Origin of the sequence: Klebsiella sp. JB_Kp004 (assembly GCF_040065795.1) — a bacterium.
In the GTDB taxonomy this organism is placed as follows: domain Bacteria; phylum Pseudomonadota; class Gammaproteobacteria; order Enterobacterales; family Enterobacteriaceae; genus Klebsiella; species Klebsiella quasipneumoniae.
The window spans coordinates 1-26,904 of sequence record NZ_JBEAKW010000039.1; the positions used below are offsets into that span (position 1 = coordinate 1).

Genomic DNA, 26,904 nt, shown 5'->3' on the forward strand with positions numbered 1-26,904 from the left:
GCGCTTACCGGGGCTACGGATCTGACATGGGGCTACGCCCCTGTGGCGCGGACAAAATATGCAGCACCGACTCAGGAAAAAATATCGCCTGAAGTCCTGCTACTGCTTCGCTAATCCGCCAACCTGACGCTCTCCAGGCGGGTGGTGTCAGAAACCTGCAACACGGGTATGGTGAATAAACAACCTCTGCAACGCTGCGGAAAAAATACCTATCTTTTGCCTCGCAAAATACTGAGAATTACGCGCGTGGTGTGATCGCTCGTACCGTGAATTTATCCAATGATACGAGTCGAAAAATAATTATCAGTAGATACGATTAAATATCTCTCTATTTCAGCGCTATTATCTTGCGCTCTGCGAAATAATAGCGCTGCTTCTTCTTTCGGGATATTAATGCGTTAGCGAAATTACGAAATTATTTCCGCCGCTGAGGACTTCACTCCCCATTTATTGCAACAATGGGTATGCATCTTGCCGGTTTTTGGGCTTGATGCGCTATATCATTAACACTTTGTTAACTTGATCTGGTTTATATGACAGCAAATTTGATATACAAAGAGGGATAATTGCCTGTATGGATGCTGTCCGACGTACCTTGCGCTATCTGCACTGGTTATCGGCTGGCAATATGAGAATAGAAATGAAAATCCTGCTTAACTGGTCGCCGTTGCGCCGGCTCTTCACTTACCTTCAGGAGCGCTTTACCTTTCTGGTGCTGCTCTGCTGGCCAGCGATAATCTGGCTGTTCTGCCGGGTCGGCGTGTGGCTGACGGATAACCTGTATGAACTGCTGGGGAAATCACCCGCCCAGTCCTTCACTGTCTATCTGCAGCCGTTTATGACCCCCGGCACGCTGCTGCGCATCTCCATCAGCTGGGTGGTGCTGCTGTTCATTCTCTTCAGCATGGCGATGGCCTTCACCTGGGGTCTTCGCCACTTTATGAATCGCCACAAATAAACCATTCGGGCCGCCGGGAGTCGACGGCCCTTCTTAAGCCCTTACGCCATCTGACCAATCGTTTTGCGAAAACGCAGCAGGGCGATAGTAAAGAACACCGCTCCGATAGCCAGCAAGGTTAAGAACTGCGGCCAGACGATACTGAAGCTGGCGCCGCGGTACAGAATCGCCTGCGCCAGACTGACGAAGTGGGTGGTCGGCATGGTCAACATGATATCCTGAACCAGCTGCGGCATACTTTCCCGCGGCGTGGAGCCGCCAGAGAGCATCTGCAGCGGCAGCAGCACCAGGATCATCAGCAGCCCCAGCTGCGGCATCGAGCGGGCGAGGGTGCCCATAAAAATGCCGATCGAGGTGGTGGCGAACAGGCTGAGCGCCACCCCCAGCATAAACAGAGGAATCGACCCCTCAATGGGCACCTGCAAAATCCCCTGAACCATCAGCAGCAGCGACAGCCCGGAGACCACCAGCACCACCAGCCCCATCGACCAGATCTTGGCCATCATGATCTCAAACGGCGTAACCGGCATCACCAGCAGGTGCTCGATGGTACCGTGCTCGCGCTCGCGGATCAGCGCCGAGCCGGTGAGGACAATAGCCAGCATGGTGATGTTGTTGATGATCGCCATCACCGCGCCAAAGCGCTCCTGTTCCAGGTTAGGGTTAAAGCGCATTCTTACCGCCAGCTCTACCGGCAGCACGCTGTTCTCCCGGTAGCGGGCAATGAAGCCGTTTACTTCGCCGTTAATAATATTCTGGATATAGCCGTTGCCGGTAAAGGCCTGGCTCATGCGCGTGGCGTCGACGTTGACCTGCACTTCCGGCTGGCGGCCGGCCAGCACATCGCGCTGGAAATTTGGCGGAATATTGATGGCGAAAGTGTAGCGCCCGGCATCCAGGCCGGCGTCCATCTCATCGGCGGTGATCAGCTCCGGTTCGAGAAACCAGGGGCGGTAGAAAGCGTTAATGATGCGTGAAGAGAGCTGCGACTTATCCATATCGGCAACCGAAATCGGCGCCAGGTGCAGCGAGCCGGGCATCACCGTAGCTGAGGAGTACACCGACACGGTAAAAGCAAACACGATCAGCGCCAGCATCGCTTTATCACCCAGCAGGCTGCGCAGCTCTTTAACGCCGAGGTTATAAATATTACGTAATCCGCGCATCACCCCTCCTGTTTCTTCAGCAGCAACACGCTCAGCCCGAGCACCAGCGGCACCGCAATCAGTAGGGGAATAAAGGAGCCCCACAAATCGCTGAGATTCAGCGCCTTGGAGAAGGTGCCGCGGGCGATAGTCAGGAAGTGGCTGGTCGGGTAGATTTGTCCAATCCAGCGCCCGGGGCCTTCCAGCGACGCCACCGGATCGATCATCCCGGAGAACTGGGTCGCCGGGATGAGCGTAATGATGGCGGTGCCGAAGATGGCGGCGATTTGGCTCTTCATAAAGGTTGAGATCAGCAGTCCCAGTCCGGTGGCGATGGTGACATAGAGCAGCGCCGCCAGGCTCAGCGTCAGGAAGCTGCCCTTATGTGATACGCCAAAGACGAAGACCGACAGCGCGCACAGCAAAAAGAAGTTAAACATTCCCAGTACGATGTAAGGCACCTGCTTGCCGAGCAGGAATTCGCTGCGGGTGGTCGGCGTCACGTACAGGTTGATGATCGACCCGAGCTCCTTCTCGCGTACCACGCTCAGGGCGCTGAGCATCGCCGGGATCATCATCAGCAGCAGCGGGATCACCGCCGGGACGATGGCCGGCAGGCTCTTCACGTCCGGGTTATAGCGATAGCGGGTCTCAATGGAGATGAGAGAGGTAGCGCGCTGCGGACTGCTCTGCCGGGCGGCCATCTCCTGCAGCCAGGCCAGATGCATGGCCTGCACGTAGCCGCGCACCGTTTCCGCGCGGTTTGGCATTGCGCCATCCACCCAGACACCGATTTGCACCGGCGTGCCGCGGGCGATATCGCGGCCAAAGTTCGGCGGGATCTCTATCGCCACCGCCAGCTCGCCGTCGCGCATCCGCCGGTCGAGCTCATCGTAACTGCGCAGCGGCGCCTGTTGGATAAAGTAGCGTGAGCCAGCGATATTCTGCGACCAGCCCTGACTGCTCAGTGTTTGATCGCGGTCGAGTACCGCAAAGCGCAGATCCTCGACGTCCATGCTGATCCCATAGCCCATGATAAACATCAGGATCACCGTTCCCAGCAGCGCCAGCGTCGAGCGCACCGGATCGCGGCGCAGTTCCAGCGCTTCGCGGCGGCTGTAGCTGAACAGCCGTTGCAGACTGAAGGCCTGGCGCGGGGCCGCGCGTTCTGGATGGGATGCTGCAGCAGGCGCAGGTTCCTCAGGAGCTGCGGCGGTTGGCTGCGCCTCCTGGAGCCAGGCGATAAACGCCTCTTCGAGGCTGGCGGCACCGCGCTGCTCGACCAGCGCCTGCGGCGTATCGCTGGCCAGCACCTTGCCGGCGTGCATCAGCGAGATGCGGTCGCAGCGTTCTGCCTCATTCATAAAGTGGGTGGAGATAAAAATGGTCACCCGATCCTGACGCGCGAGGTCGACCATCAGCTGCCAGAACATATCCCGTGCCACCGGATCGACCCCGGAGGTGGGTTCGTCGAGGATCAGCATTTCCGGGCGATGGATGACCGCCACCGCCAGCGACAGACGCTGACGGATGCCCAACGGCAGGGCGGTGGGCAGGGCGTCTTCCACCTCGCTGAGCATGAAGCGCTCGCTCATTTCCGCCACCCGACCGGGGATTTCGCCGTCCGCAATATGAAACAGGCGGGCGTGCAGTTCGAGGTTTTGCCGGACGGTCAGTTCGCTATAGAGCGAGAAAGCCTGCGACATATAGCCCACCCGCTGGCGGGTGGCGATATCTTTCGGGTCGACCGGCTGGCCGAACAGCCAGGCTTCGCCTTCGCTGGCGGGCAGCAGGCCGGTGAGCATCTTCATGGTGGTGGATTTGCCGCAGCCGTTGGAGCCGAGGAAGCCGAAGATTTCACCGCGGGCGATGCGGAAGTTAACGTGGTCGACGGCGACGAAGTCGCCAAAGCGCATGGTCAGCCCACGGGCTTCGATGGCGATCTCTTCCTCGCGGTCGTCGCGCGGCGGGATTACCACTGCCGTATGCGCCTGGCGCTGCGCTTCCGGCAGCAGGGCGATAAACGCCTGCTCCAGCGTCTGACTGCCGGTCTGCGCTTTCAGCTCCGTAGCGGTACCGGTCGCCAGCACCTCGCCGGCGTTCATCGCCACCAGCCAGTCAAAGCGCTCAGCCTCTTCCATGTAGGCGGTAGCCACCAGTACGCTCATCTCCGGCTGGCGCTGACGAATGCTGTCGATAAGCTCCCAGAACTGCGCCCGGGAAAGCGGGTCGACGCCGGTGGTGGGTTCATCGAGGATCAGCAGCTGCGGGTCGTGGATAAGGGCGCAACATAGCCCCAGCTTTTGCTTCATCCCGCCGGAGAGCTTACCCGCCGGGCGATCGCGAAAGGGCGCCAGCCCGGTGCTCTGCAGCAGCTCGTTGATACGAGATTCGCGTTCGGCTTTATCGTGGCCAAACAGGCGGGCGAAGAAGTCGACGTTTTCATACACCGAAAGGGTGTGATAGAGGTTTTTCCCCAGCCCCTGCGGCATCCAGGCAATCTTCGGGCACACCTCGCGGCGGTGATGAACGTCGCGCATATCCCCGCCGAGCACCATCACGTTACCCTGCTCAATAGCCCGCGCCCCGGCGATGAGAGAGAGCAGGCTCGATTTGCCGACGCCGTCCGGGCCAATCAGGCCGACCATGCGCCGCGCCGGGATCGCCAGACTGATATCCCGCAGCGCCACGGTGGTGCCGAAGCGCTGGCCAACGTTGTCCAGACGGGCGACGGGGGGCGAGGTATCCTGTGGCGTCAGTATCATTGCGGCAACCTCACCGTCAGGGCTTCAGGCCAGGGCTGCTGGTTATCCAGCCGCACGTAAGCCATGCCGGGCAGACCGGTTTTGACATACTCCAGGTGCTGCGCCAGCAGCTCCGGCGGGATACGCGCTTTGACGCGGAACATCAGTTTGAGACGCTCGTCGCGGGTCTCCACCGTTTTCGGCGTGAACTGGGCGACGCTGGCGACAAAGCTGATATTGGCCGGGATCACCAGATCCGGCGCGGCATCGAGGATCAAGCGCGCTTCGCTGCCGAGCGCCAGCAGACCCGCCTGTTCGGTGGGCAGAAAGAAAGTCATATAGACGTCGGCGAGATCGACCATATTCAGCACCCGACCACCGGCGGCCAGGACTTCGCCGGGCTCAGCGACGCGATACTGAACGCGGCCGTCGCGGGGGGCTTTCAGCTCGCTATCGTCAATATCGGCGAGGATCCGCCGCTCGGTCGCCTGGGCGGCTTCGACGCGGGTTTGCGCCTGAATAATACTGGTGCGGGCAGCTTCGATGGCGGCGCGGGCGGCAGAGACCTGGGCTTTCGCCGACTCCAGCGCCGCGCGGGCGCTCTCTGCTGCCGCGCGATCGTCATCCAGCTGCTGTGCGGAGACGGCGCCGCGCTGGGAGAGAGTGTGCGAGCGGACGTGACGTTTCGCCGTGGAGTCGAGCTCCGCCTGACGCTGCTTCACTACCGCTTCGCTGGCGCGCATTTCACTTTGCCGCTGATCGAGCAAGGCTCTGGCGGCCAGGACCGCGCTTTCCGCTTCCTTGATTTGCGCGGCGGCTTCAAGACGCTGCTCGTTCAGTACACGGGTATCCATTCTCGCCAGCACCTCTCCCTGGTGCACGAACTGACCCTCTTTGACCAGAATGGTGTCGATACGCCCGGCGATTTTGCTGGCAATATCCACCTCGGTGGCTTCGATTCGTCCGTTGCTACTGGCAAAACCCTCCGGGAGGCCCGGCGGGCGCAGCAGCCACCATGCTGCGGCGGCGAGTACCACCAGTAAGCCGACAAAATACCCTGTCCAACGTTTCTTTATTTTGTCCATACGCGACTCGCTTGATTCCCTGTGCGAAGTGATACGCGTGTCTTCTCCGGCGGGCGGAGCGTCCTCCTTGCGAAGGACGAATGAGTGGGGAAGGGCCGCTGACGCAGCGCTCTACCGCGTCGATGCGCAGCCGAACGCTGTACTACTTATGTGGTCATCATCAGCGATCCTGGCCTTAATGAAACACGCATAGTGAGAGCTACCGTTAACGTGATAGTAACATTCGCGGCGGTGTTGTCCACACTAAAGGCATGGTCTTGTCGACGCGTTAACAAAATATCCACTACCGGAAACCTTTCATCACCTCAGAACAGGACCGGCAGCCCCAGACCTCGTTTCACCTCATGCAGCGTCTGCTGCGTCAACTGGTGGGCGCGCTCGCTGCCCTGACGCAACAATTCCAGCAGCATCCCTTTATCCTGAATAAAGGTGGCCCGCCGTTCGCGGATCGGCGCCAGGAGCGCCTGCAGGCAGGTTTCCAGTTCATTCTTACACTGGCGATCCCCCAGCCCGCCGCGCTGATAGTGGGCTTTCATCTCAGCCACCCGCGCCTTATCGCTATGGAAAGCGTCGAGATAGGTAAACACCACGTTGCCGTCGACATGCCCCGGATCGCTGACTCTCAGGTGCGTCGGGTCGGTATACATCGCGCTGACCGCGCGGTGGATCTCCTCTTCACTGGCCGATAACGTCAGCGTATTGCCCAGCGATTTCGACATTTTGGCGTTGCCGTCGACGCCCGGCAGGCGGCTCACTTCGCTGAGTAGCGCCTTGCAGTGGCGCAGCACCGGTTCGCCGGTGAGGCTATTCATCTTGTGGACGATCTCGTTGGTCTGCTCAATCATCGGTAGCTGATCGTCGCCCACTGGCACCAGTTCGGCTTTGAAGGCGGTGATATCTGCCGCCTGGCTAATCGGATAGGCGAGAAAGCCCACCGGCAGCGAACGGGCGAATCCCTTCTGGGCAATCTCATTTTTGACCGTCGGATTACGTTCCACGCGGGCGACGGTGACGATATTCATATACAGCGCGCTGAGCTCCGCCAGCGCGGGCAGGGCGGACTGCAGGCAGATCGTGGTGAGCCTGGGGTCAATGCCGACGGCCAGATAATCGGCCATCACTTCGAGAATATGATGGCTTATTTTTTGCGGGTTGCTGCCGTTGTCAGTGAGCCCTTGCAGGTCGGCGATCAGAATAAACTGCTGGTGGTCGTGCTGCAGCGCGACGCGCTGGCGCAGCGAGCCGACGTAATGGCCAAGATGTAGCTGGCCGGTGGGGCGGTCGCCAGTGAGGATGGTTTGCGGATGGTTCATCAGGGACTCCTTATCAGACTATTCAGCCGAAAGACGTCCTGAAAACACCAAAGCCGCCTTCCGGCGGCTTTGAAAATGGAAACGTGTATCGTGCCGCCTGTTATGCAGGCAGCCACCAACGGCGGGGATAGGTTACGATCGCGTTTCTGTTCATCTTTTTATCCTGCCACGGAATAGGCCAAGAGCGCAATCAAAAACCATATGATTTTGCTGGTATTATTTTTTTGTTGTTTTGCGGTAAATGACCAGACGGGAAAATAGGTTTTTTCATAGACCTGATAATTATTATGGAACAATAAAATATGTTGCAGGCTTTTTGTGAAAAAGCTCACGTCACAGGATTATAGTATTATTATCCATATTTATAGCTGGATATTACCTGTCTGCTGTTACAGCTTGTGTTTATTCTCTTCTAAATTATTAACATTATTACTATTTATATGTTTTTCCATTTTGCGTCATACCCCTGTCTGACTACAACGTATTGAGGCTAATTATTATGCATAAACGTCTGGTCGTTAATATTTTTTCATCCTTGCTGTTGGGGGCTGCGCTTATTTCCGCGCCGGTATATGCGGCGGAAAAAACGGTAGTCAATATTTCAAAAGTAGATGGCATGCCATGGTTTAACCGGATGGGTGAAGGGGTAGTCCAGGCTGGGAAAGAGTTTAACCTCAACGCCTCTCAGGTTGGGCCGTCCAGCACCGACGCGCCGCAGCAGGTGAAAATTATTGAGGACCTGATTGCACGTAAAGTGGATGCCATCACTATCGTGCCTAACGATGCCAACGTGCTGGAGCCGGTATTCAAAAAAGCCCGTGACGCCGGCATCGTCGTGCTGACCAACGAATCGCCCGGGCAGCCGAGCGCCAACTGGGATGTGGAGATCATCGATAACGAGAAGTTCGCCGCTGAATATGTGGAGCATATGGCCAAGCGGATGGGTGGCAAAGGCGGCTACGTTATCTATGTAGGTAGTCTTACGGTACCACAGCACAACCTGTGGGCCGATCTGCTGGTGAAATACCAAAAAGAGCATTATCCGGACATGCATGAAGTCACCCGCCGCATGCCGGTAGCGGAAAGTGTTGATGATTCCCGCCGTACCACGCTCGATCTAATGAAAACTTACCCGGATTTGAAAGCGGTGGTCTCTTTTGGTTCGAATGGTCCGATTGGCGCGGGGCGCGCGGTGAAAGAGAAGCGTGCGAAAAACAAAGTTGCGGTCTACGGGATGATGATCCCATCGCAGGCGGCCTCCCTCATTAAGAGTGGCGATATTACAGAAGGCATTACCTACGATCCGGCGACAGCCGGCTATGCCCTCGCGGCCGTCGCCAGCACCCTGCTGAACGGCAAATCCATTGAGCCAGGATTTGAACTGAAAGAGCTCGGTAAAGCGGATGTCGATAGCGACAAGCATATTATCCGCTTCCATAAAGTGCTGCTGGTAAATAAAGACAATATTGATTCGCTCTACTAATCCATCTTCCGGGGCGCCTGGCGCCCCGGCTTAACCTGCCAGGGGATGCTATGGAACCTTTCCTTTCCCTTCGTCACGTCAGCAAAACCTTCCACGCCAACCGCGCGCTCAATGATATCAGCATCGATTTTATGCCCGGGGAAGTACACTGCCTGGCCGGGCAGAACGGTTGCGGGAAGTCGACGTTGATCAAAATTATCTCCGGCGTCTATCGCCCGGATGAGGGCGCGGCGATGGAGCTGGGCGGCAAGACGTGGCCCAGACTGACGCCTGCGGCCTCTGTCGCCCATGGGATCCAGGTGATTTATCAGGATCTGTCGCTGTTTCCCAATCTCAGCGTGTGGGAGAACATTGCCATCAACCACTATCACCGCGGCGTGCTGGTAAAGCGCAGCGAACTGCGGCGCAGTGCGGAGCAGGCGATGCGGAGTATTAACGTCTCGCTGCCGCTTGATGCCACCGTTGAGTCGCTCTCCATCGCCCGCTGCCAGCTGGTGGCGATCTGCCGCGCGCTGGCGCAGGACGCCCGGCTTATCATTATGGATGAACCCACGGCCTCATTGACCCATCAGGAAGTGGAGGGGCTACTGAATGTCGTGCGCCAGCTACGTGAGAGGGGGATCTGCATCGTCTTCGTTAGCCACCGTCTGGAAGAGGTCATGGCCGTATCGGATCGCATCAGCGTGCTGAAGGATGGCAATCTGGTCGGCACCTTACCGGCGGCAGAGGTGACTACTCGGCGACTCGGTTTTCTGATGACGGGCCAGGAGTTTGATTATCAGGTGCGCGACCTGTGGCAAGGGAAGGGCAGCACGCCGGTACTGGAAGTGCGCAATCTCAGCCGCAAGGGGGAATATCACAACGTCTCTCTGAAGGTCGAAGCCGGAGAAGTGGTGTCGATAGTCGGCCTGCTGGGTGCGGGGCGAACAGAGTTGTGCCTGAGCCTTTTCGGCATGACCCGCCCCGACAGCGGCGAGATCCTGATAAATGGCCAACCGGTGCGGTTGCGTAGCAATCAGGACGCTATCCGCCACGGTATCGGCTATGTCTCTGAGGACCGTATGTCACGCGGCCTGGTGATGAGTCAGTCGATTGAAAATAACATCATCAGCACGGTGTTTCATAAAGTGAAAGGCACTTGCGGACTATTGAGTGACAGTAAAGCTCAGCAACTGGTCGCGAGAATGGTCAACGCGTTGACCATTAAAGCGCCGGATACGCATTTGCCGGTGAATACCCTCTCCGGCGGCAATGCCCAACGCGTCTCTATCGCCAAATGGCTGGCGATCGCCCCTAAGCTGCTGATCCTTGATAGCCCGACGGTGGGGGTGGATATCGCAAACAAAGCCGGGATCTATCATATCATCAGCGATTTGGCTGCCCATGGCATCGCCGTGCTGATGATTTGTGACGAGATCGAAGAGGCGTGGTACCAGAGTCATCGCATCCTGGTGATGAAGCAGGGCGAATTGACGCATAGCTTCCTGCCGGACAGCAGTAACCAACAGCAGATAGCGGAGGTGGTTAATGGCTAATCTGTTGAAACAACATGAATTCTGGTTAGGTATGTTCATTATCGCGCTGTGCCTGATGCTGGGCTGGCGCAGTGAGGAATTTTTCACTTTCGGTAATATTTACGACCTCGCTAATAACTACGCGATGCTGACTATCCTCGCCTGTGGCCTGTTCGTGGTGCTGATCGCCGGCGGGATTGATATCTCCTTCCCGGCCATGACCATTATCGCCCAGTACGGCATGGTAGTGATGCTGCAAAAAGTGGGCGGCAACTTCGCGGTGGCCTTTGTGCTTGCCGGCGGTATCGGCGTGCTACTGGGGCTGGTTAACGCGCTGTTGGTCAATCGTCTGCGGGTCCCCTCGATCATTATCACCATTTCCACGCTCAATATTTTCTACGGTTTGCTGCTGTGGTTAAGCAAAGGTGTCTGGCTCTATGACTTCCCCCCGTGGTTTGAAAAGGGGGTCATGTTGTTCAAATACACCGCTGCCGATGGTTACGATTACGGCCTGGGGCTGCCGCTGCTGACGATGATAGCGGTGGTGTTGTTGACCGCGTTTATCATGAATTTCACCACCGTTGGCCGCAAGATCTATGCCATGGGCGGCAACCGGGAATCCGCCAGCCGCGTCGGCTTCAGTGTGCTCCGCCTGCAGTTGTTCGTTTATGGCTATATGGGGCTGATGTCGGGGGCCGCAGGTGTCGTGCAGGCATGGACAGTGATGACTGTCGCGCCGGATTCATTGCTGGGCTATGAGCTGACGGTGCTGGCCGCGGTGGTGCTGGGCGGTACCAGCCTGATTGGCGGGCGCGGAACCCTCACCGGTACGCTGCTGGGGGTGATTTTACTGGCGGTGATGCAGAACGGCCTGAACCTGCTGGGGGTCTCCTCCTACTGGCAGACCCTGATTACCGGGGCGATCATCGTCGTCAGTATCAGCGTAACGGCCTGGAGCCAGCATCAGAACCGGAGCTTGTTATGAAAAAATCATGGCGCAATAACGTTGAGTTTTACCTGATCGGCCTGCTGCTGCTGACGGTTATCGCCTTTAGCATTGCCATGCCAAACATCTTCTGGTCTGTCACTAATTTCCAGTCGATTGCCTCGCAAATGCCGGTGTTGGGGATCCTGGCGCTGGCGATGGCAATGACCATGCTTTGCGGCGGCATTAATCTGTCAATTATCGCGACCGCCAACGCCTGCTCGCTGGTAATGGCCTGGGTAGCGACAAGCTATCCACCGGGTGCCGCCACTGCGCTGGCGACGCTGCTGGCCGGCGGAGGGGCGGCGATGATCATTGGCCTGTGCAACGGGATACTGATCGCCGGGATCCGTGTTTCGCCGATCCTGGCTACCCTCGGTATGATGACCCTGCTCAAAGGGATAAATATTTTGATCACCGGCGGCAGCGCCATCGCTAACTATCCTCAGTGGGTGCTGTGGCTGAATCATGCCCAGTGGTTTGGTATTCCGCTACCAATGTGGCTTTTTGCGGTGGTGGCGATCGGGCTGTGGGTGCTGCTGGAGAAAAGCCCGCTGGGTCGGGCGATCATGTTGATCGGATCCAACGAGCGGGCGACCCATTATTCCGGGATCAATACCCGACGGGTGTTGATGTGGGTATATGTCATCTCGGCCCTGCTCTGCGCTGTGGCCGCGTTTCTGATGATGTCGAAGCTGAACTCAGCCAAAGCGTCTTATGGAGAATCGTATCTGTTGGTGTCGATCCTCGCGGCGGTGCTTGGCGGCGTGAATCCGGATGGCGGCAGCGGGCGCATCGTCGGGATGGTGCTAGCGCTGTTCCTGCTGCAGATCATTGAGAGTGGGTTCAATATCCTCGGTATCAGCCCCTATCTGACGATGGCGCTGTGGGGTGTATTGCTGCTGTGCTTTATCCAGGCGCGAGGCATGCTGGGGCTGGAGAGAGTCGGATAAACTACCCATCCTCGGTGGCGAAGACGGGCAGCGTTTGTCTGCTACTTGCTACGCAGATGCACCGCCAGGCCGCTTTGCCCTGGCGCCAGCTCCGGGCGCAGCGTCAGCGATGGGATCAGATAGTCGCCATGATTTTGCCGGCGAAATGGAATGGGCTCGGTTTGCCACAGCGTGTCCAGCCGCCCGGCCAGGGTGGCGCACTGGTTGGCGAACTGCGCGGCATCGGTTTTGTCCGTGCGGTAGAACACCAGCGGCGGAAGCACCTCGAAGCCGGGATAGAACAGCATACCGTGCTGAATGGGGAACAGGATGTCGTCGATGGGGCCATTGATCCCGCGCGGTGAATAGTGTTCCGCCCAGCCGCCGGCGGTGACGATCAGCATTGCCCGCTTGCCGACGAAGGTGCCTTCCCCATAGCGATCGCCCCAGTGGCGGTCGCTGTGCTCGCCGACGCCATAGGCAAAGCCCCAGGCGTATACCCGGTCGATCCAGCCTTTCATGATCGCCGGCATCGAGAACCACCACAGCGGGAACTGAAAAATCACCGTATCGGCCCACAGCAGCTTTTCCTGCTCGGCTGCGATATCCGCGCTTTGAGTTCCTTGCGAAAAGGCCTGTTTTGAATCAAGGGTAGGACGCCAGAACTCGCCGACCGGCGGCGCGCCGCTGTCGTCGGCGTCATACCCGGCCTTCCAGCGCATGGCGTAGAGATCGGACACCTGGACTTCATGACCGGCCTGCTGCAGATGACGGATGGCGAAATCTTTGAGTCCGCCATTGAGGGAGCGCGGTTCCGGATGGGCGTAAATCAGCAGTACTTTCATAACATCACCTCTGAAGTGGGAAGATCTGCAGAGTAGGAAAGCTGGCGCTATAGTAGAAATTAATTACTTCAATCCCAGGTATAGCTGTGGTTAATTTACATCGTCTGGATCTCAATCTGCTGCGCACGCTCGACGTGCTGCTCAGTGAAAACAACGTCACCCGGGCGGCGCAACGGCTGAATCTGTCGCAGCCGTCGGTGAGTATTCAACTCGCCAGGCTGCGGGAGATGTTTGCCGACCCGCTGCTGATGCCGGGCCCGCGCGGCATGCAGCCCACCGCCCGCGCCGATGAGCTTCGCCAGCCGCTGCGCGCTGCGTTAGCCGCGCTGGAGCAGGCGGTGGCGCCGGTGGCGCCTTTTAATCCGGCCGCGGCGGCGGAGACCTGGCGGGTGGCGGCGACGGACTATATGGCTTCGGCGACCCTCATGCCGATGCTGGGCAGGCTACGCCTGGCCTCTCCCGGCAGTCGGCTGGCGGTATTCGAACTCCAGCCGGCGCGGCTGGAGCAGCAGGCGTCCAGCGATGAAGTGGATCTCTTTTTCCATACCCGCGAGGGCGCGCCGCCGGGGCTGCATCAGCGCCTGCTGTTTCGCGAGCGCTACGTGCTGGCGGGCCGGGCCGGGCATCCGGTGCTGCGGCAAGGGTTGAGCCTGGAAACGTTCTGTCAGCTGGAGCAAGCGATCGTCTCCCCGGACGGAGGCGGCTTCAGCGCGGCGACCGATACCGCGCTGGCGAATCTTGGCCTGACGCGGCGGGTTGTCCTTTCCGTGCCACATTTCCTGTTTATGCTGGAGACCCTGCGCAATAGCGATCTGGTGGCGGTGCTGCCGGAGCGGCTGGTGCGCGGGCAGAGCGGGCTGGCAGTCGTCGAGCCGCCGCTGGCGGTCGCCGGCTTTGAGATGCTGATGCTATGGCACGAACGCTGGCACCGCGACCCGGCGCATCAATGGCTGCGCCAGTTCATTGTGAATTCACTGGAGGAACAGACATGCTGAGCGGACTGAATCACCTGACCCTGGCGGTCAGCCAGCTGGCGCCGAGCGTGGCGTTTTATCAGCAGCTGCTGGGTATGACGCTGCACGCCCGATGGGAGAGCGGCGCCTATCTCTCCTGCGGCGATCTGTGGCTATGCCTGTCGCTGGATCCGCAGCGGCGCATCACCCCGCCGGAGGAGAGCGATTACACCCATTATGCGTTTAGCATCAGCGAAGCCGATTTCGCCTGCTTCGCCGCTCGTCTTGAGGTTGCCGGCGTGGCGGTCTGGAAGCTAAACCGCAGCGAAGGCGCCTCGCACTATTTCCTCGATCCCGATGGCCACAAGCTGGAGCTGCACGTCGGCAGCCTCGCCCAGCGTCTGGCCGCCTGCCGTGAACAGCCGTATAAGGGAATGGTGTTTTTTGACCAGTGAAGCGCTTTGCTGACGCGGGATCATCCGTCCCCCCGGTAAGCGCAGCGCCACCGGGGAGAACAGGTTACACTTCACTCCATCGCCACCTTCACCGCTTCTCCCAGCTTCACCATCACCGCTTTATGTTTCTCGGTCGGCGGCAGGGCGCAGTTGATCCTGACGCAGTTGCGATACTTGCCCGCCGCGGAAAACAGCGAGCCCGGCGCGACCTGGATCTTCAGCCGGCACAGCTGTTTGGCGACACAGACCATATCCACCTGCTCCGGGAGCTCCACCCACAGCATAAAACCCCCCTTCGGCCGGGTGACGCAGATCCCGCAGGGGAAAAATTCCCGCAGCCAGCAGGTATAGATCTCCATATTGCGCTGATAGATCTGCCGCATCCGCCGCACGTGACGGTGGTAGTGGCCTTCGCGAATAAAGTTACAGGCCGCCAGCTGAGTGGAGGGGACGTTGGTGCCGCTGGCGGCGTACTTCATCTGTAGCAGCTTGTCGTAGTAGCGACCGGGGGCGATCCAGCCGATGCGCAGGCCGGGGGCGATGGTTTTGGTAAAGGAGCTGCAGAGCATCACCCGACCGTCGATATCCCAGGAGTGAATGGTGCGCGGGCGCGGGTACTCGGTAGCCAGCTCGCCGTAGATATCATCCTCGAAAATAACGATATCGTGGCGCTGGGCCAGGTTCAGCACTGCGCGCTTGCGAGCGTCCGGCATGATAAAGCCCAGCGGGTTGTTGCAGTTCGGCACCAGGATCACCCCTTTGATCGGCCACTGATCCAGCGCCAGCTCCAGGGCCTCGATGCTGATCCCGGTTTCCGGATCGGTGGGGATCTCAATCGTCTTTAATCCCAGTCCGCGCAGCATCTGCATGGTGCCGTAGTAGCAGGGGGATTCCACGGCGATGATGTCCCCAGGCTGGCACACCGACAGCAGGGCCAGCGACAGCGCGCTGTGGCAGCCGCTGGTGAGCACCAGATCGTCGGCAGTCACCACCGATCCGCCGTCGAGCATCAGGCGGGCGATCTGCTCACGCAGCTCGCGGCGCCCGGCCAGTTCGTCATAGTTCAACACCTCAGTGAGGTTGTGCTGGATCGCCCGGCTCAGTTCGCGCCAGATGGGCTTCAGGCTTGGCTGCGTCACGTCCGGCGAGCCGCCGCCGAAGGGGATGATCGTTTTATCGTAGCGGGCGTCGAGCATGGTCAGCACCTGATCCCACTGGGTGATCTCCACCGGGCGCTGCACCGGGCGCGACATCGGCGGCACCGGCGGCTGGGCCTTGCGGGGGGCGACGAAATAGCCCGATCGCGGCTGCGGCACAATCATCTGCTGCTGCTCTAGCAGCTGATAGGCCTGCTGGACGGTGCTGATGCTGACGCCGTGCTCCTGGCTCAGGCTGCGCACCGACGGCAGTTTTTCGCCGTGGCGATACAGGCCCTGTTCAATGCGTTCGGCCAGCAGCGTCGCGAGATGTTGATAGCGGGTCATGTGTATCCTTAATTGCCGCCATACAGATGGGATAACCAGTACAGATGGCCGTAAAAAGTGGGGTCTGCTGTACGTTTTAGCTAATCTGTATGTTAAAGAAAAGTGTTTTGTGAATCTGTATTCCTTACCCCCAAATCCGTGAAGATAAAGCCTCTGGCAAGGTGAGGAGGTAGAGGATGGAATTTCACGAGAACAGGGCAAGACAGCCATTTATCGGTTTCGTACTGCTGGTGCGATTTGTCAAAAAATGGTGGCTTCAGGAGCAAACGCGCAGAGCTTTGCAGAAAATGAGCGACGAACAGCTGAAAGATATCGGCCTGCGTCGGGATCAGATCAATTAAAAAGTGCGGTTTTTTTCAGATATCATTTCTTCTTTGCCCCGGTAAGCGCTGGCGATGCCGGGGAAACATTCACGAAATTTATCAATTGATGCGACGTGACCTTCCGTTTCTTGATACTTACCCTGATAAGTATTATTTTCTTCTCAACAATGAGAGGAAAAGCTGTGACTGAAGACGAACTGTTTGCCCGCCGCCCACTGGGGATGCGGATGGCCATGGTGGTGCGCCAGTGGCGCGCGATTATTGACTCCGCTATCACCGATACGGGACTCACCCAGTCCAGCTGGACGGTGCTGATGCAGCTGCATCAGCTGGGAGACAACGTCTCGGTCAGTGAACTGGCGGAGGTGCAGGGGATTGAACTGCCGCCGCTGACGCGCACCCTCTCATTACTGGAAAAGCAGGGCTATCTGTTGCGTTCCACATCGCCATATGACAAACGCATTCGCCTGCTGACGCTGACCGCCGAGGGGCGGGCTATTCTGGAAAAACTGAGCCGCGTGATCGAGACCTATCAGGAGCGCGTAACCCAGACCATCCCGGAGGCCGACCTCGCCACCTTCAGCGCCACGTTAAATCAAATCGCCTGCCGTTTGCGGACTATCCGCGAAGAAGATAACAAGATCTAACACACTATGATGACGCCTGAACAAAAATTTGCCCGCTGGGTACGGGTGAGTATTGCCGCTTTTCTGGGAATATTCGCCTGGTTTATCGTTGCCGATATCTGGATCCCGCTGACGCCGGACTCCACCGTCATGCGCGTGGTGACCCCGGTTTCGTCGCGGGTCTCCGGCTATGTCTCGCACGTCTACGTGCATAACAATAGCCAGGTGAAAAAGGGCGACCTGCTGTATGAGCTCGACCCAACGCCATTCATTAATAAAGTTGAAGCGGCACAGATTGCCCTTGAACAGGCGAAGCTGAGCAACCAGCAGCTGGACGCGCAAATCGCCGCCGCCCGCGCCAACCTGCGCACCGCGCAGTACACCGCCCGTAACGATAAGGTCACGCTCGATCGCTATCAGCGCCTGAGCACCATGCAGAACGTCTCGCAGTCCGATCTCGACAAGGTGCGGACCACCTGGCAGACCAGCGAGCAGTCGGTCTCGGCGCTGAACGCGCAGATCCAGAACCTGCTGATCCAGCGCGGCGAGCGCGACGATAAGCGCAACGTCACCCTGCAGAAATACCGCAACGCGCTGGAGGAGGCGCAGCTGAACCTGGCCTGGACCAAAGTGCGTGCGGAAACTGACGGCATGGTCAGCAACCTGCAGCTTAACCCGGGGATCTACGCCACCGCGGCGACGGCCGTGCTGGCGCTGGTCAACAACGATACCGATATCGTCGCTGACTTCCGTGAGAAGAGCCTGCGCCACACCGCGGTAAACACCGATGCGGCGGTGGTCTTTGACGCCCTGCCGGGGGAAGTCTTCCCGGCGCACGTCACCAGCAGCGATGCTGGGATTCTGGCGGGGCAGGAGGCGGTTAACGGGCAGCTGTCGCAGCCGGAACAGTCCACCCGCTGGGTGCGCGACGCCCAGCGAATGCGCATTCACGTCGCGCTGGATCAGCCGCTGGAGAAACCGCTGCCGACCGGCGCCCGCGCCACGGTGCAGCTGTACAATAGCGAGGGACCTTTCGCCCGCACCTTCGCCGGCCTGCAGATCCATCTGGTGAGCTGGTTGCACTATGTCTATTAATACCCTGGCGCACGTCTTTACCCCGCACGGCAATATCGTCTACACGGCGAATGATTTTCGCCAGACGGTGCGTATCGCCGTGGCCGGGACCATTGCGCTCAGCATCTCCACCTTCTACGACGTGCAGTACGGCGTATTTTTTGTGGTGTATCCGCTGATGCTGATGTCGCTGGTGCCGGTGTTCAACCGCCACGTCGCCCGCCAGTTTGTGTTTAGCGCGGCGGTGAACTGCGTCGAAATGGTATTGATCGTTGGTTATCTGTCGCAATGGCCGGTGATCATGACGCTGGTGGTGTTCGCCCTGTACGTGATGCGTTTTCGCTTTATGAGCCAGGGGCCGCTGTTTCTGCTGGGGTCGATGGGGGTGGTGTGTCAGAGTACGATGCTCAACTTTATGAGCTACCCGACCAGTAACTGGCACACCCTGATGTTCTCCAACATGGAAGCGTGCGTGCTGGCGGTGGCGCTAAGCGCGCTGCTGCATTACCTGATCCCGGACGTCGAGCCGCGCAAGCCGCCGCCGCGCCTTGAAAAAGACGCCGCCCGCATCCGCCACGAGTCGCTGCTCTCCGGAACGGTGGCGACGATCATCTTCGTGGTGTTTCAGATCTGCGATCTCAGCGACTCGCTGTCAGCGCTGATGGCCGGGATCCTGATCCTGTTCCCGATGCACTATCGCGGGGCGGTGATCAGCTCGATCTGGCGCGTGGCGGGGGTGGTGCTGGCCTGTCTCTATATTCTGGTGGTGCAGTTGATTATCTATGACTTCAGCAACCACATGGTCCTGATGATGCCGCTGATTGGCCTCGGGCTGGCCTTCAGCGCCCGTCTGCACGTGATGGAGAAAGTGGGCGCCGGGGTGGGCTTCGCCAGCATCACCACCATCGGCATTATGTTTGGCCAGAATCTGCATCCCTATCAGGATCTGGTATTCAGCGATCTGTACCGCATCACCTCGGTGACGGTCTCGCTGGTGGTGACGCTGACCCTGGTCTTTCTGATGCACCGTCTGCTGAACTGCTTTGCGGCGACGCGCTTTGTGGTAAGCGATTAACCTGCCGGTGGGAAGGTGGCGAGACAGCGCCACGCTTCCCCGTCCTGCTGATACAACGCCGCCGTCTGTTCCGGGACGATCCAGGCTCGCGCGTCGGCTTCCGTCCCCTCAAGCAGGATGCACAGCCCGCAGCCGCTGCGCAGCTGGCGGGGAATATCTTTGACCTCGAAGGTCATTCCCGCCGCCTGCAGGGCTTTGCGCGTGCGCACCACTCCCACCGTGGAATGAAATAAAAACAGAAACGTTGTCATCCGCGCCTCCGCTGGCGCTGGCCGATCAGCGCCGCGCCGATCGCCCCGGCATACTGGGCGTCGGGATGGGTTGTCACCGCCATGCCGACATGGCTTTCCAGCATGCGGGCAAAGGCGGCGCAGTGGCTGACGCCGCCGGTAAACAGCAGCGGTCCCTGCGCCGATAAGCGGCCGATAAAGTTCGCGCTGCGCCGGGCCATGGCGTTAATCACCCCCGCCAGAATCGCCTCCGGCGCGACCCCGGCCGACCGCAGGCTGATGACTTCCGATTCGGCGAATACCGTACACATGCTGGTGATGGCGTGCGGTTCCACGCCGTCGGTAATGACGTCCAGCTGTTCGACGCTGGCGCCGAGGGTTCGTGAAATGACCTCCAGAAAGCGGCCGGTGCCGGCGGCGCATTTGTCATTCATCAGAAAGTCGCTGAGGTTGCCCCCGGCATCCAGCTGGATAACCTTGCTGTCCTGGCCGCCGATATCAATCACCGTGCGGGTGTCCGGCGCCAGCAGGCGGGCGCCGAGACCATGACAGGAAATCTCCGTCACCTGTTTATTGGCGAAATCCACCAGCTGGCGGCCATAGCCGGTGAGGGTTAAAAAGGGCGTTTCCGCGAGGCCAGCGCGCAGCGTCTCCCAGGCCTCATGGATGGCGTCGGCGGGGCGAAAGGGGGTCGGGCAGAGGAAACGACGCGTAATCACCCCGTCCGCCAGCAGGATGCCTTTCGTGGCGGTGGAGCCGGAATCAATACCAACCGTGTAGATCACGCCTGCTCCTTACAGCATTTCGATAAAGGCGGCGACGCGGGTGCTGAGCTGGCCGAGGTCCGCTGTCGAATAGTCGGTTTCAATCGCCATATAAGGAAGGTCGTGCTGCTGGCGCAGATGGCGTTTAATGGCCAGCGATTCCACGGCATAGGTATGGCAGGCCTGCAGGATGACGTCGATTACCCCGTCGGCCTGGTACTCCTCCACCATCTGGCTCAGCAGCTGCAGGCGCTGATCGTTAGGGGAAATACAGGAGCAGCCGATGGCGAGATATTTATCGGTTAAGGCGTCGTAGACGTCGCCCTCTTCCGCCACGCAGCGCTCGGTCGCCTTCGCGCCGGTGCAGTTTTCATAGCCCACCACCCAGCCGCCGTTTTCTTCGATGGCGCGAACCACTTTCTCCGCCGCCCCGCCGATCGGGCAGCCGGTGATCAGAATGCGCGGGCGTGAGGCCAGTCGTTGACCCTGCCGCCACTCCTGACGGATGCGCTCCGCCATGGCGTTGAGCTCGTCAATCAGCGCGGTTTTGTCGAAGCGGAAGGTGGCGCCATACACCACTTTCAGGATGTCGCCGCCGCTGAGCGCCGGCGGATTGAGCTGCCCGAGACGATAAAAGTGGGCCAGCGCCCGGCGTTCGCGGTTTTTCAGCACGATGGCCTCGCGCAGCGCCGCCTCGCTAATCGGCGCGCCAAACTGCGCCTCAATCACCTGCTGCAGGCGCAGGATCTCCGCTTTCCACAGGGCGCGGGAGGCCGCGTCGCTGGCGCTGTTCGGCAACTGCATCACGTGGACCGCCTTGAACTCGGCCATGTACTCGTACATTTTCTTTTTACCGTCGCAGGTGGTTTCCCCAACCACCAGGTCAGAGAAATAGAAGTAGGGGCATTTATCGGTTTTGCCGAAGCCGTAGCTGCTTTTGATTAACGGACAGAGGTTGCGCGGCAGATCTTTTTCCGCTTCCTCGATGGTTTCATCGGAGGTGGAGCACAGCGAGACCACCACGGCCCCCGCCGCCATGGCGATCTCCTGAGGCATAAAGGTGCAGTAGGTGCCCACCAGCGGCACGTTCTGCTCTTTAAGATCCATGACGGTGAGAAAGCCCTTCTGGCGAGCTTCCGAGAACTGGTCAAAAATGGCGGGTAGATCGGTGATAAGCGACATGGTTTTCCTTCCCCGTACACGGGAGATGCTGAAAGAGTCGCCATTATAACCCTGTTGTTTGTATGCTTTTATTGATCTCCTGCGTCTGCGCGCGGCGTTAATAGACCTTCTTTAAATCCATCTCTTCCTGGATCCGCTCGCTCCATGCCAGATGGGTGCGGATGGCTTCTTCGATACCGGCGTTGTAAAACAGCGGCCCCAGCTCCTGGGCGATAAAGTCGACAAAAAATTCAGCGTCAAACTGCTCCAGTTCGAGGTTAAATGTCTCTTCGCAGTACTTGCTGAGCCTGTCGCGCAGCAGGTCGCGCTGCGCCGGGCTGAGTTCAATCTCACTCATGATGGGGCTTTCTCCGTAAAAGGGGTCACGACTGCCGGGCTTCAATGACCGCTTGCGCGCACTGACGCTGGTGGCGTAACAGTCCGGCGAGGCAGCAGGCGGCGGCGAGCCCCGCGACCACCGCCAACAGGTGGAAGGGCAGTCTCCCGCCATGGAACCACAGCCAGCGCGCGCCTTCAATCGATAAGGCGCTGACGCTGAGGATCACGATATTCAGCGAGGCGGAGACCGTGCCTTTCGGCAGGTCGTTGGAAAAGAGGGTAAAGCGGAACAGCGTCGGGAAAATCAGCCCGATGCCAAAGGCGTAGAAGCAGGTGCCGAGCACCGACCACAGCCAGACGTGCGGCCAGGCCAGATTCCCGACGATCAGGATGGCCAGGCCGAGCATCTGTACCGGCACCGCGCTCAGCACAAAGCGCGGACGGGTGGGATCTTTTACCCAGCGCGCCACCGACAGGTTGGCAATGATGACGGCGCTGAAGACCGGCACCTGGCTCCAGGCGAACTCGCTGGTGGTCAGCCCGCCGGCGTCCATTAAAATCACCGGCGATACCGCCACCCAGCTCATCAGCGGAATATAGCTCAGCGACAGCGTGGCGGCGCCGAGCAAAAAGATGCGGTTGCGAAAGACGTTGCGAAAATCGCGCAGCACGCCCAGGGGGCTGAACGGCACATCGCCGCGGCGCACCGTCTCCGGCATGGTCAACAGCAGCCCCAGCCAGGCCACCAGCCCCATGGCGGCGATAATGCCGAACAGCGCTTTCCAGTGGATAAAATGCATCAGCGCCGCGCCGGAGAGCGGGCCGACGATCGGCGCCACCAGCACGACGGAGGTGATCACCGCCATCAGCCTGATCGACCTTTTTTCCTCAAAGGCTTCCTGTACGGTGACGTAGCCGACGGTGGCGATAAAGCAGATGCTGGTGCCCTGCACGAAGCGGGCGATCAGGAACTGGGTCATGGAGGTGGTGAACAGCGTCGCCAGGCAGGCGAGGGTGAAAATCAGCGCGCCGGTGAGCAGTACCGGACGCCGTCCGATCCGGTCAGAGAGCGGCCCCAGCAGCCACTGCAGCGCCATGCCGCCGGCCATATACAGGCTCACCGAGGCTGGAGCCAGCGCCACATCGGCGTTGAAATCCCGCACCACGTGCAGGATCCCCGGCTGGATCAGGTCGGTGGTGAGATAGGCGGAAAAATCATACAGAATGAGCGCCGCCGGGAAGAACAGCGCGGCGGCGTGCCGGGTTAGCCAGCGGGTCATCCGGTGCATCATCTCGCCCTCCCTGTGGAATATTTTTCAGCGCTATTGTTCAGATAGTATCATTGCTAACCAATATGCAGATGCAGCAGCGACGGGATCTGCGAGAGCAGCCACAACAACAGGCCGATGGTTCCCCCGACCAGGGTGCCGTTGATGCGGATGAACTGCAGATCTTTACCGATATTAAGCTCGATCTGCCGTGACATATCGCGGGCGTCCCAGCTCTTCACCGTGTCGCTGATATGCCGAGTGAGGAAGGCGGCGAACTCCGGCGCCACCCGGTGCGCCGCCTGCTCCAGGTGTTCGTTAAGCGATTCGCGCAGCGCGTCGTCGCGGAGTAAGGTTTCACCGAACCACTGGCCAGCCTCGGCGATGCGCTGCTTGATACGCGAGTCGTCGCTGCTGATATCGTTTTTCACCCAACCGCGCAGGTCGCCCCACACTTCGCCAAGATAGCGATTGAAGGTCTCATCATTTTTCAGCCACGCTTTGATGTTATCGGCCTTCTGCGCCAGTTCCGGGTCGGATTTCAGGTTATCGATTAGCTTTTGCGTCGCGCGGTCAAAGGTCTGGCGGATCTGGTGGGTGCGATCGTGAGTGACCTCGTCCAGCAGGGTATTCACGGCGTCGGTGACCATCTCGGCGCTGTGCTCGCCGAGCCACTCGGTGGGTAATAGCCTGGCCTTCAGCGGGTGTTCGGTCTCCAGCCAGCGCACGATGCCGCGGGCGATAAAGGCGCGGGAGCTGTCGCGCTGCAGCAGGGCGATCAGCTGATTTATCAGCGAATCCAGCAGCTTTTGATGGCGGTTGTCGCGGGTCAGCCCCTCCAGCATCATGGCGCTGGTCTGCGTCAGGTCGACCTTATCGATCGCCTTATGCACCGCGCGCCGCAGCAGGCGCTGAATGCGGGCGTCATCGGTCAGTTCGAGAAAACCGCTCATCACCTGCAGCAGGTGCTGGCCGACCCGCCGGGCGTTCTCCGGCTGGCTGAACCAGTTGCCGAGCATCAGAGCTGGTTGATAGCGGCGGATCAGCGCCACCAGCGACGGGGTATCGAGGAACTTCTCTTCCACAAAGCGGCCGAGGTTGTCGGCGATGCGATCTTTGTTGCGCGGGATAATCGCGGTATGGCGGGCGACAAAGGGCAGCGGAATACGACGAAACAGGGCCACCACCGCAAACCAGTCGGCCAGCGCCCCGACCATCGCCGCTTCGGAAATGGCCTTCAGCGCGCTGACCCATGGCGTCGGCGGCAGCAGCAGGGTGGTGATAAATAGCGCGGCGGCGATCAGCAGCAGCGACAGCGCCAGCAGTTTGGCGCGTTTCAGTTCAGCGAGTTTTTCCATAAACTTAAGCATATAACCTGACGGCGAGGTCGTGCAAAAATCGCCAGATAATCCACAGACCGAACATCATCAGGATCGCCCCCGCCGCCCGCTCGACCCGCCAGACGATGGCGCTCAGGCGGTGCTGCACCTGCGGCAGCGCAATCGCGCTCACCAGCAGTAAATCCCAGAAGAACACCACGCTGACCATCCACAGGCCACTTACCGTTTGCTGCAGCAAGGTAACCGCCGGCCCCAGCAGGGAGGTCATCAGCGCCAGATAAAACAGCGCGTTCTTCGGGTTGAGCAGCGATGACCCCAGCCCCAGCAGCAGCTGCTTGCCGAACCCCGGACACGATGCGCGAACGCTCTCCACCGCCAGCGCCGCGGGACGGCTGCGAATCAGCAGGCTGCCAATCCACAGTAAATAGCCTGCGCCCAACAGCTCGATGAGCAAAAACAGCAGCGGCGCCTGGCGCAGAAGCCCCCAGCCAACGATGGCCAGGACAATATACAGCGCATTCCCGGCGGCGATGCCGAGACACAGTCCGAGGCTGCCGCGGATCCGGTAGCGTACAGCGTAACCGACCAGCAGAAAAAAATCGGGGCCCGGGCTGAGCAGAGCGACAAAGTGGGACAGGGCTAACGCCGGAAAGGCGGCGGGGAAGAGAGTCGATAAGGTATGCATAGTGGCCTCGATAATGGTGCTGAGGCCACCCTACGCCAGGTGGAAAATTACTTATTGTCGGAAATTGATCGGCTTTGCGCATACTGCCGCGGCGTGGCGGCGGTATAGCTGACGAAGGTTTTATGGAAATGGCTCTGATCGGCAAAGCCGGCCTGATAGCCGACGTCGGCAATAGGGTCCCCGGCACGTAAGCGCGTTTTCGCATATTCAATGCGCGCCATATTGATCAAACTGGCGGGCGTCAGGCCGGTATCCTGTTTCACGGCGCGGATAACGGTCTCTTTACGTAGCGCGCTGTCGTGGGCCAGCTTATCCAGCGATGGCGGCGCCGGCAGATCTGTCGCCAGGCGCTGAAACAGCAGGGCGCTGGCGTGATGTGGCGCCTGCGGCGCGGCGGCGCACAGCGGCAGCGCGTGCAGGAGCTGCGCCAGCCGGGCGGGCAGTTGCTCAATGCGGCCGCGGCTCATCAGGGCGACAATCTGCTGGAAGCAGGCAAAGAGAGGGCTGTCGCGCAGCAGCGGCTGCGGCGAGGTGATACTGGCGCCAGGGGGAATATCTGGACGCTGCGCATGGCACCATGCCGCCTCCAGGTACAGCATATGATAGCTGCGCGGCCGGTCACGCAGCGGATTACAGCTATGCGGCGCGTGCGGCGGGATCACGATCAGATCCCCGGGCTGCAGGAGATATTCCTGACCATTGCACAGGCAGCGCGTTTCACCGTCGATAATCGCCCCCACCGAGAGCTGCGGGTGGCTGTGGCGCTTATAGGCCTGACGGCTGCCCCAGGTGCTGCGCAGCTCCAGCCACGGCAGGCGATCGTCTCGCCAGAAGGTTTGGGGAATATCTCGGGTATGGTTCACCGCATCGACCTTTGCTGAGGGGATAAATCGTTTATAGCATGCTGCGCCGAGGCTGTCGCCCGCCGGGATTTGCGTACCGCGTCGAAAAAGGATGTCACGCTTGCAGTCCGGGGAAATATGTTTTCGTCGCGGAACGTAAAATCCCGGTTTCCGGGGTGTCAGCGACATTCATGGGAGGTAGAGTCCCTGCAGGATAAGCAGGCAGGGATGAGCCGATGGCAAAGGGCACCACCTCGACGCCGCATGATGCGGTGTTTAAACAGTTTCTCACTCAGGCCGACATCGCGCGTGATTTCCTGGCGATCCATCTACCGCCTGCGCTGCGTCAGCGCTGCGACCTCGATACCTTACAGCTGGAGTCGGCAAGCTTTATCGAGGAGAGCCTGCGGGCATGGTACTCCGATGTGCTGTGGTCACTCAAAACCGCGTCTGGCGAGGGATACATTTATGTGGTTATCGAACATCAGAGCTCGCCGGATGCGCAGATGGCCTTCCGCCTGATGCGCTACGCCATCGCCGCGATGCAGCGCCATCTGGATAGCGGTCATACCAGACTGCCGCTGGTGGTGCCGATGCTGTTCTATCACGGAGCGACCACGCCATACCCGTGGTCGCTCAACTGGCTGGACTGCTTTGTCGATCCACCGCTGGCGAGAGAGCTTTATGCCTCGCCCTTTCCGCTGGTGGATATCACGGTGATCCCCGACGATGAGATCGTTCGCCACCGGCGGGTGGCATTACTCGAGCTGATACAGAAGCATATTCGCCAGCGCGATTTAATGGCGATTGTTGAGCAGCTGACGACGATTTTACTTAGCGGTGACGCTAATGACAGGCAGATAAAAACGCTGTTTAATTATCTACTGCAGACTGGCAACGCGCGTCGCTTTGGCCGGTTTATCCAGGAAGTGGCGCAACGGGTTCCTCAGCACAGGGAGAGATTAATGACCATCGCCGAACGATTACAGGAAGTGTGGCGCAGAAAAGGCAAGCGTGAAGGACAGCATGCCGAGGCGCTGCGCATTGCCCAGAGGATGCTGGCCGACGGCATTGCCCGCGAGACGGTGGTGAAAATCACCGGCCTGACCGCCGACGAGATCGCCGCGCTGGCGCATTGATAACGCCGGGGCGGCCTGACGGTCGCCCCGGTTAGCCACCGTTATGGAATATTCCGGATATACCTAACTTTACCCGCATCGCCAGCCATCTCGACTACCCTTAATATCCTTAACGGCATTTTTGACTGCCTTAATAGCGATA

26 protein-coding genes are annotated in these 26,904 nt (G+C 59.4%); 12 read left to right on the forward strand and 14 right to left on the reverse strand.

All coding sequences use genetic code 11. The annotated features are described in order from the left end of the window. The first annotated feature begins 640 nt into the window (after nucleotides 1–640). Nucleotides 641–958, forward strand: coding sequence for a hypothetical protein (locus tag ABLX76_RS16830; protein ID WP_004204117.1), 318 nt, complete (start codon nucleotides 641–643; stop codon nucleotides 956–958). A gap of 41 nt (nucleotides 959–999) precedes the next feature. Here ABLX76_RS16830 and ABLX76_RS16835 read toward each other — a convergent pair whose 3' ends face one another. The 4 genes from ABLX76_RS16835 to trpS all read right to left on the reverse strand — a co-directional run bounded on the left by ABLX76_RS16835 (nucleotide 1,000) and on the right by trpS (nucleotide 7,245). Beyond that, complete coding sequence (locus ABLX76_RS16835) at nucleotides 1,000–2,124, reverse strand: ABC transporter permease (RefSeq protein WP_348874929.1); 1,125 nt, start codon at nucleotides 2,122–2,124, stop codon at nucleotides 1,000–1,002. Next, the gene (rbbA, locus tag ABLX76_RS16840) at nucleotides 2,124–4,868 is read right to left on the reverse strand and encodes a ribosome-associated ATPase/putative transporter RbbA (protein ID WP_348874931.1); all 2,745 of its coding nucleotides are present in this window, start codon (nucleotides 4,866–4,868) and stop codon (nucleotides 2,124–2,126) included. The genes ABLX76_RS16835 and rbbA overlap by 1 nt, the downstream gene beginning before the upstream one ends. Next, on the reverse strand, nucleotides 4,865–5,932 hold the full coding sequence (locus ABLX76_RS16845; RefSeq protein WP_348874933.1) for an HlyD family efflux transporter periplasmic adaptor subunit: 1,068 nt from the start codon (nucleotides 5,930–5,932) through the stop codon (nucleotides 4,865–4,867). Before ABLX76_RS16845 ends, rbbA begins: the two co-directional genes overlap by 4 nt. A gap of 305 nt (nucleotides 5,933–6,237) precedes the next feature. Next, nucleotides 6,238–7,245: a tryptophan--tRNA ligase gene (gene trpS, locus ABLX76_RS16850; RefSeq protein ID WP_086076464.1), complete on the reverse strand. Its 1,008-nt coding sequence runs from the start codon at nucleotides 7,243–7,245 to the stop codon at nucleotides 6,238–6,240. 499 nt (nucleotides 7,246–7,744) lie between these two features. Here trpS and ABLX76_RS16855 point away from each other — a divergent pair, with 499 nt between their 5' ends. The 4 genes from ABLX76_RS16855 to ABLX76_RS16870 are packed head-to-tail and all read left to right on the forward strand — an operon-like array spanning nucleotide 7,745 to nucleotide 12,180. Further along, entirely contained in the window at nucleotides 7,745–8,728 is a 984-nt protein-coding gene (locus ABLX76_RS16855; protein WP_023291822.1) for an autoinducer 2 ABC transporter substrate-binding protein, read from the forward strand. 50 nt (nucleotides 8,729–8,778) lie between these two features. After that, nucleotides 8,779–10,263 (forward strand): sugar ABC transporter ATP-binding protein, encoded by a 1,485-nt coding sequence (locus ABLX76_RS16860; protein ID WP_049014154.1) that lies wholly within the window; start codon nucleotides 8,779–8,781, stop codon nucleotides 10,261–10,263. Beyond that, entirely contained in the window at nucleotides 10,256–11,227 is a 972-nt protein-coding gene (locus ABLX76_RS16865) for an ABC transporter permease (RefSeq protein ID WP_289553140.1), read from the forward strand. Before ABLX76_RS16860 ends, ABLX76_RS16865 begins: the two co-directional genes overlap by 8 nt. Continuing rightward, nucleotides 11,224–12,180 (forward strand): ABC transporter permease, encoded by a 957-nt coding sequence (locus tag ABLX76_RS16870; protein ID WP_023291825.1) that lies wholly within the window; start codon nucleotides 11,224–11,226, stop codon nucleotides 12,178–12,180. The genes ABLX76_RS16865 and ABLX76_RS16870 overlap by 4 nt, the downstream gene beginning before the upstream one ends. A 41-nt stretch (nucleotides 12,181–12,221) precedes the next feature. Here the strand turns inward: ABLX76_RS16870 and ABLX76_RS16875 are convergent, their stop codons facing one another. Continuing rightward, nucleotides 12,222–13,004 carry an NAD(P)H-dependent oxidoreductase gene (locus ABLX76_RS16875; protein ID WP_065883223.1) on the reverse strand — a complete coding sequence of 261 codons (783 nt, stop codon included), beginning with the start codon at nucleotides 13,002–13,004 and terminating at the stop codon, nucleotides 12,222–12,224. A gap of 86 nt (nucleotides 13,005–13,090) precedes the next feature. On the opposite strand from ABLX76_RS16875, the gene ABLX76_RS16880 reads away from it, so the two are divergent. Beyond that, nucleotides 13,091–13,999 (forward strand): LysR family transcriptional regulator, encoded by a 909-nt coding sequence (locus ABLX76_RS16880; RefSeq protein WP_086076452.1) that lies wholly within the window; start codon nucleotides 13,091–13,093, stop codon nucleotides 13,997–13,999. Further along, the gene (gene fosA / locus ABLX76_RS16885; RefSeq protein WP_072421092.1) at nucleotides 13,993–14,412 is read left to right on the forward strand and encodes a FosA5 family fosfomycin resistance glutathione transferase; all 420 of its coding nucleotides are present in this window, start codon (nucleotides 13,993–13,995) and stop codon (nucleotides 14,410–14,412) included. Before ABLX76_RS16880 ends, fosA begins: the two co-directional genes overlap by 7 nt. A gap of 71 nt (nucleotides 14,413–14,483) precedes the next feature. Here fosA and ABLX76_RS16890 read toward each other — a convergent pair whose 3' ends face one another. Next, nucleotides 14,484–15,896 carry a PLP-dependent aminotransferase family protein gene (locus tag ABLX76_RS16890; RefSeq protein WP_023291829.1) on the reverse strand — a complete coding sequence of 471 codons (1,413 nt, stop codon included), beginning with the start codon at nucleotides 15,894–15,896 and terminating at the stop codon, nucleotides 14,484–14,486. Nucleotides 15,897–16,072: 176 nt separating this feature from the next. Here ABLX76_RS16890 and ABLX76_RS16895 point away from each other — a divergent pair, with 176 nt between their 5' ends. The 4 genes from ABLX76_RS16895 to ABLX76_RS16910 all read left to right on the forward strand — a co-directional run bounded on the left by ABLX76_RS16895 (nucleotide 16,073) and on the right by ABLX76_RS16910 (nucleotide 18,994). After that, nucleotides 16,073–16,237: a DUF1127 domain-containing protein gene (locus tag ABLX76_RS16895; RefSeq protein WP_023319656.1), complete on the forward strand. Its 165-nt coding sequence runs from the start codon at nucleotides 16,073–16,075 to the stop codon at nucleotides 16,235–16,237. A 164-nt stretch (nucleotides 16,238–16,401) separates the two neighbouring features. Next, nucleotides 16,402–16,866 carry a MarR family transcriptional regulator gene (locus ABLX76_RS16900; protein WP_023291830.1) on the forward strand — a complete coding sequence of 155 codons (465 nt, stop codon included), beginning with the start codon at nucleotides 16,402–16,404 and terminating at the stop codon, nucleotides 16,864–16,866. A gap of 6 nt (nucleotides 16,867–16,872) precedes the next feature. Then, complete coding sequence (locus tag ABLX76_RS16905) at nucleotides 16,873–17,940, forward strand: HlyD family secretion protein (protein WP_348874935.1); 1,068 nt, start codon at nucleotides 16,873–16,875, stop codon at nucleotides 17,938–17,940. Beyond that, a complete protein-coding gene (locus ABLX76_RS16910; protein ID WP_023291832.1) occupies nucleotides 17,930–18,994 on the forward strand; it encodes a DUF2955 domain-containing protein in 1,065 nt (354 codons plus the stop codon). Before ABLX76_RS16905 ends, ABLX76_RS16910 begins: the two co-directional genes overlap by 11 nt. On the opposite strand, the gene ABLX76_RS16915 is transcribed toward ABLX76_RS16910, so the two are convergent. The 8 genes from ABLX76_RS16915 to ABLX76_RS16950 form a co-directional block, all read right to left on the reverse strand. Then, complete coding sequence (locus tag ABLX76_RS16915) at nucleotides 18,991–19,245, reverse strand: DUF3343 domain-containing protein (RefSeq protein ID WP_004204154.1); 255 nt, start codon at nucleotides 19,243–19,245, stop codon at nucleotides 18,991–18,993. The genes ABLX76_RS16910 and ABLX76_RS16915 overlap by 4 nt on opposite strands. Beyond that, complete coding sequence (yjiL, locus tag ABLX76_RS16920) at nucleotides 19,242–20,009, reverse strand: putative 2-hydroxyacyl-CoA dehydratase activator YjiL (protein WP_348874937.1); 768 nt, start codon at nucleotides 20,007–20,009, stop codon at nucleotides 19,242–19,244. Before yjiL ends, ABLX76_RS16915 begins: the two co-directional genes overlap by 4 nt. Nucleotides 20,010–20,018: 9 nt before the next feature. Next, complete coding sequence (locus ABLX76_RS16925; RefSeq protein WP_065812843.1) at nucleotides 20,019–21,170, reverse strand: double-cubane-cluster-containing anaerobic reductase; 1,152 nt, start codon at nucleotides 21,168–21,170, stop codon at nucleotides 20,019–20,021. A gap of 97 nt (nucleotides 21,171–21,267) precedes the next feature. Then, a complete protein-coding gene (locus ABLX76_RS16930; RefSeq protein ID WP_004204157.1) occupies nucleotides 21,268–21,507 on the reverse strand; it encodes a DUF2164 domain-containing protein in 240 nt (79 codons plus the stop codon). Between the two features lie 25 nt (nucleotides 21,508–21,532). After that, nucleotides 21,533–22,780 carry a multidrug efflux MFS transporter MdtM gene (gene mdtM, locus ABLX76_RS16935; RefSeq protein ID WP_023291836.1) on the reverse strand — a complete coding sequence of 416 codons (1,248 nt, stop codon included), beginning with the start codon at nucleotides 22,778–22,780 and terminating at the stop codon, nucleotides 21,533–21,535. A gap of 53 nt (nucleotides 22,781–22,833) precedes the next feature. Continuing rightward, nucleotides 22,834–24,126, reverse strand: coding sequence for a DUF445 domain-containing protein (locus ABLX76_RS16940; RefSeq protein ID WP_023291837.1), 1,293 nt, complete (start codon nucleotides 24,124–24,126; stop codon nucleotides 22,834–22,836). Next, the gene (locus ABLX76_RS16945) at nucleotides 24,119–24,781 is read right to left on the reverse strand and encodes a LysE family translocator (protein ID WP_086075161.1); all 663 of its coding nucleotides are present in this window, start codon (nucleotides 24,779–24,781) and stop codon (nucleotides 24,119–24,121) included. The genes ABLX76_RS16940 and ABLX76_RS16945 overlap by 8 nt, the downstream gene beginning before the upstream one ends. A 47-nt stretch (nucleotides 24,782–24,828) precedes the next feature. Then, nucleotides 24,829–25,644, reverse strand: coding sequence for an AraC family transcriptional regulator (locus ABLX76_RS16950; RefSeq protein ID WP_023291839.1), 816 nt, complete (start codon nucleotides 25,642–25,644; stop codon nucleotides 24,829–24,831). A gap of 215 nt (nucleotides 25,645–25,859) precedes the next feature. Between ABLX76_RS16950 and ABLX76_RS16955 the strand changes: the two genes are divergently transcribed. Then, nucleotides 25,860–26,762 carry an Rpn family recombination-promoting nuclease/putative transposase gene (locus ABLX76_RS16955; RefSeq protein WP_101866722.1) on the forward strand — a complete coding sequence of 301 codons (903 nt, stop codon included), beginning with the start codon at nucleotides 25,860–25,862 and terminating at the stop codon, nucleotides 26,760–26,762. Nucleotides 26,763–26,904: the final 142 nt, after the last annotated feature.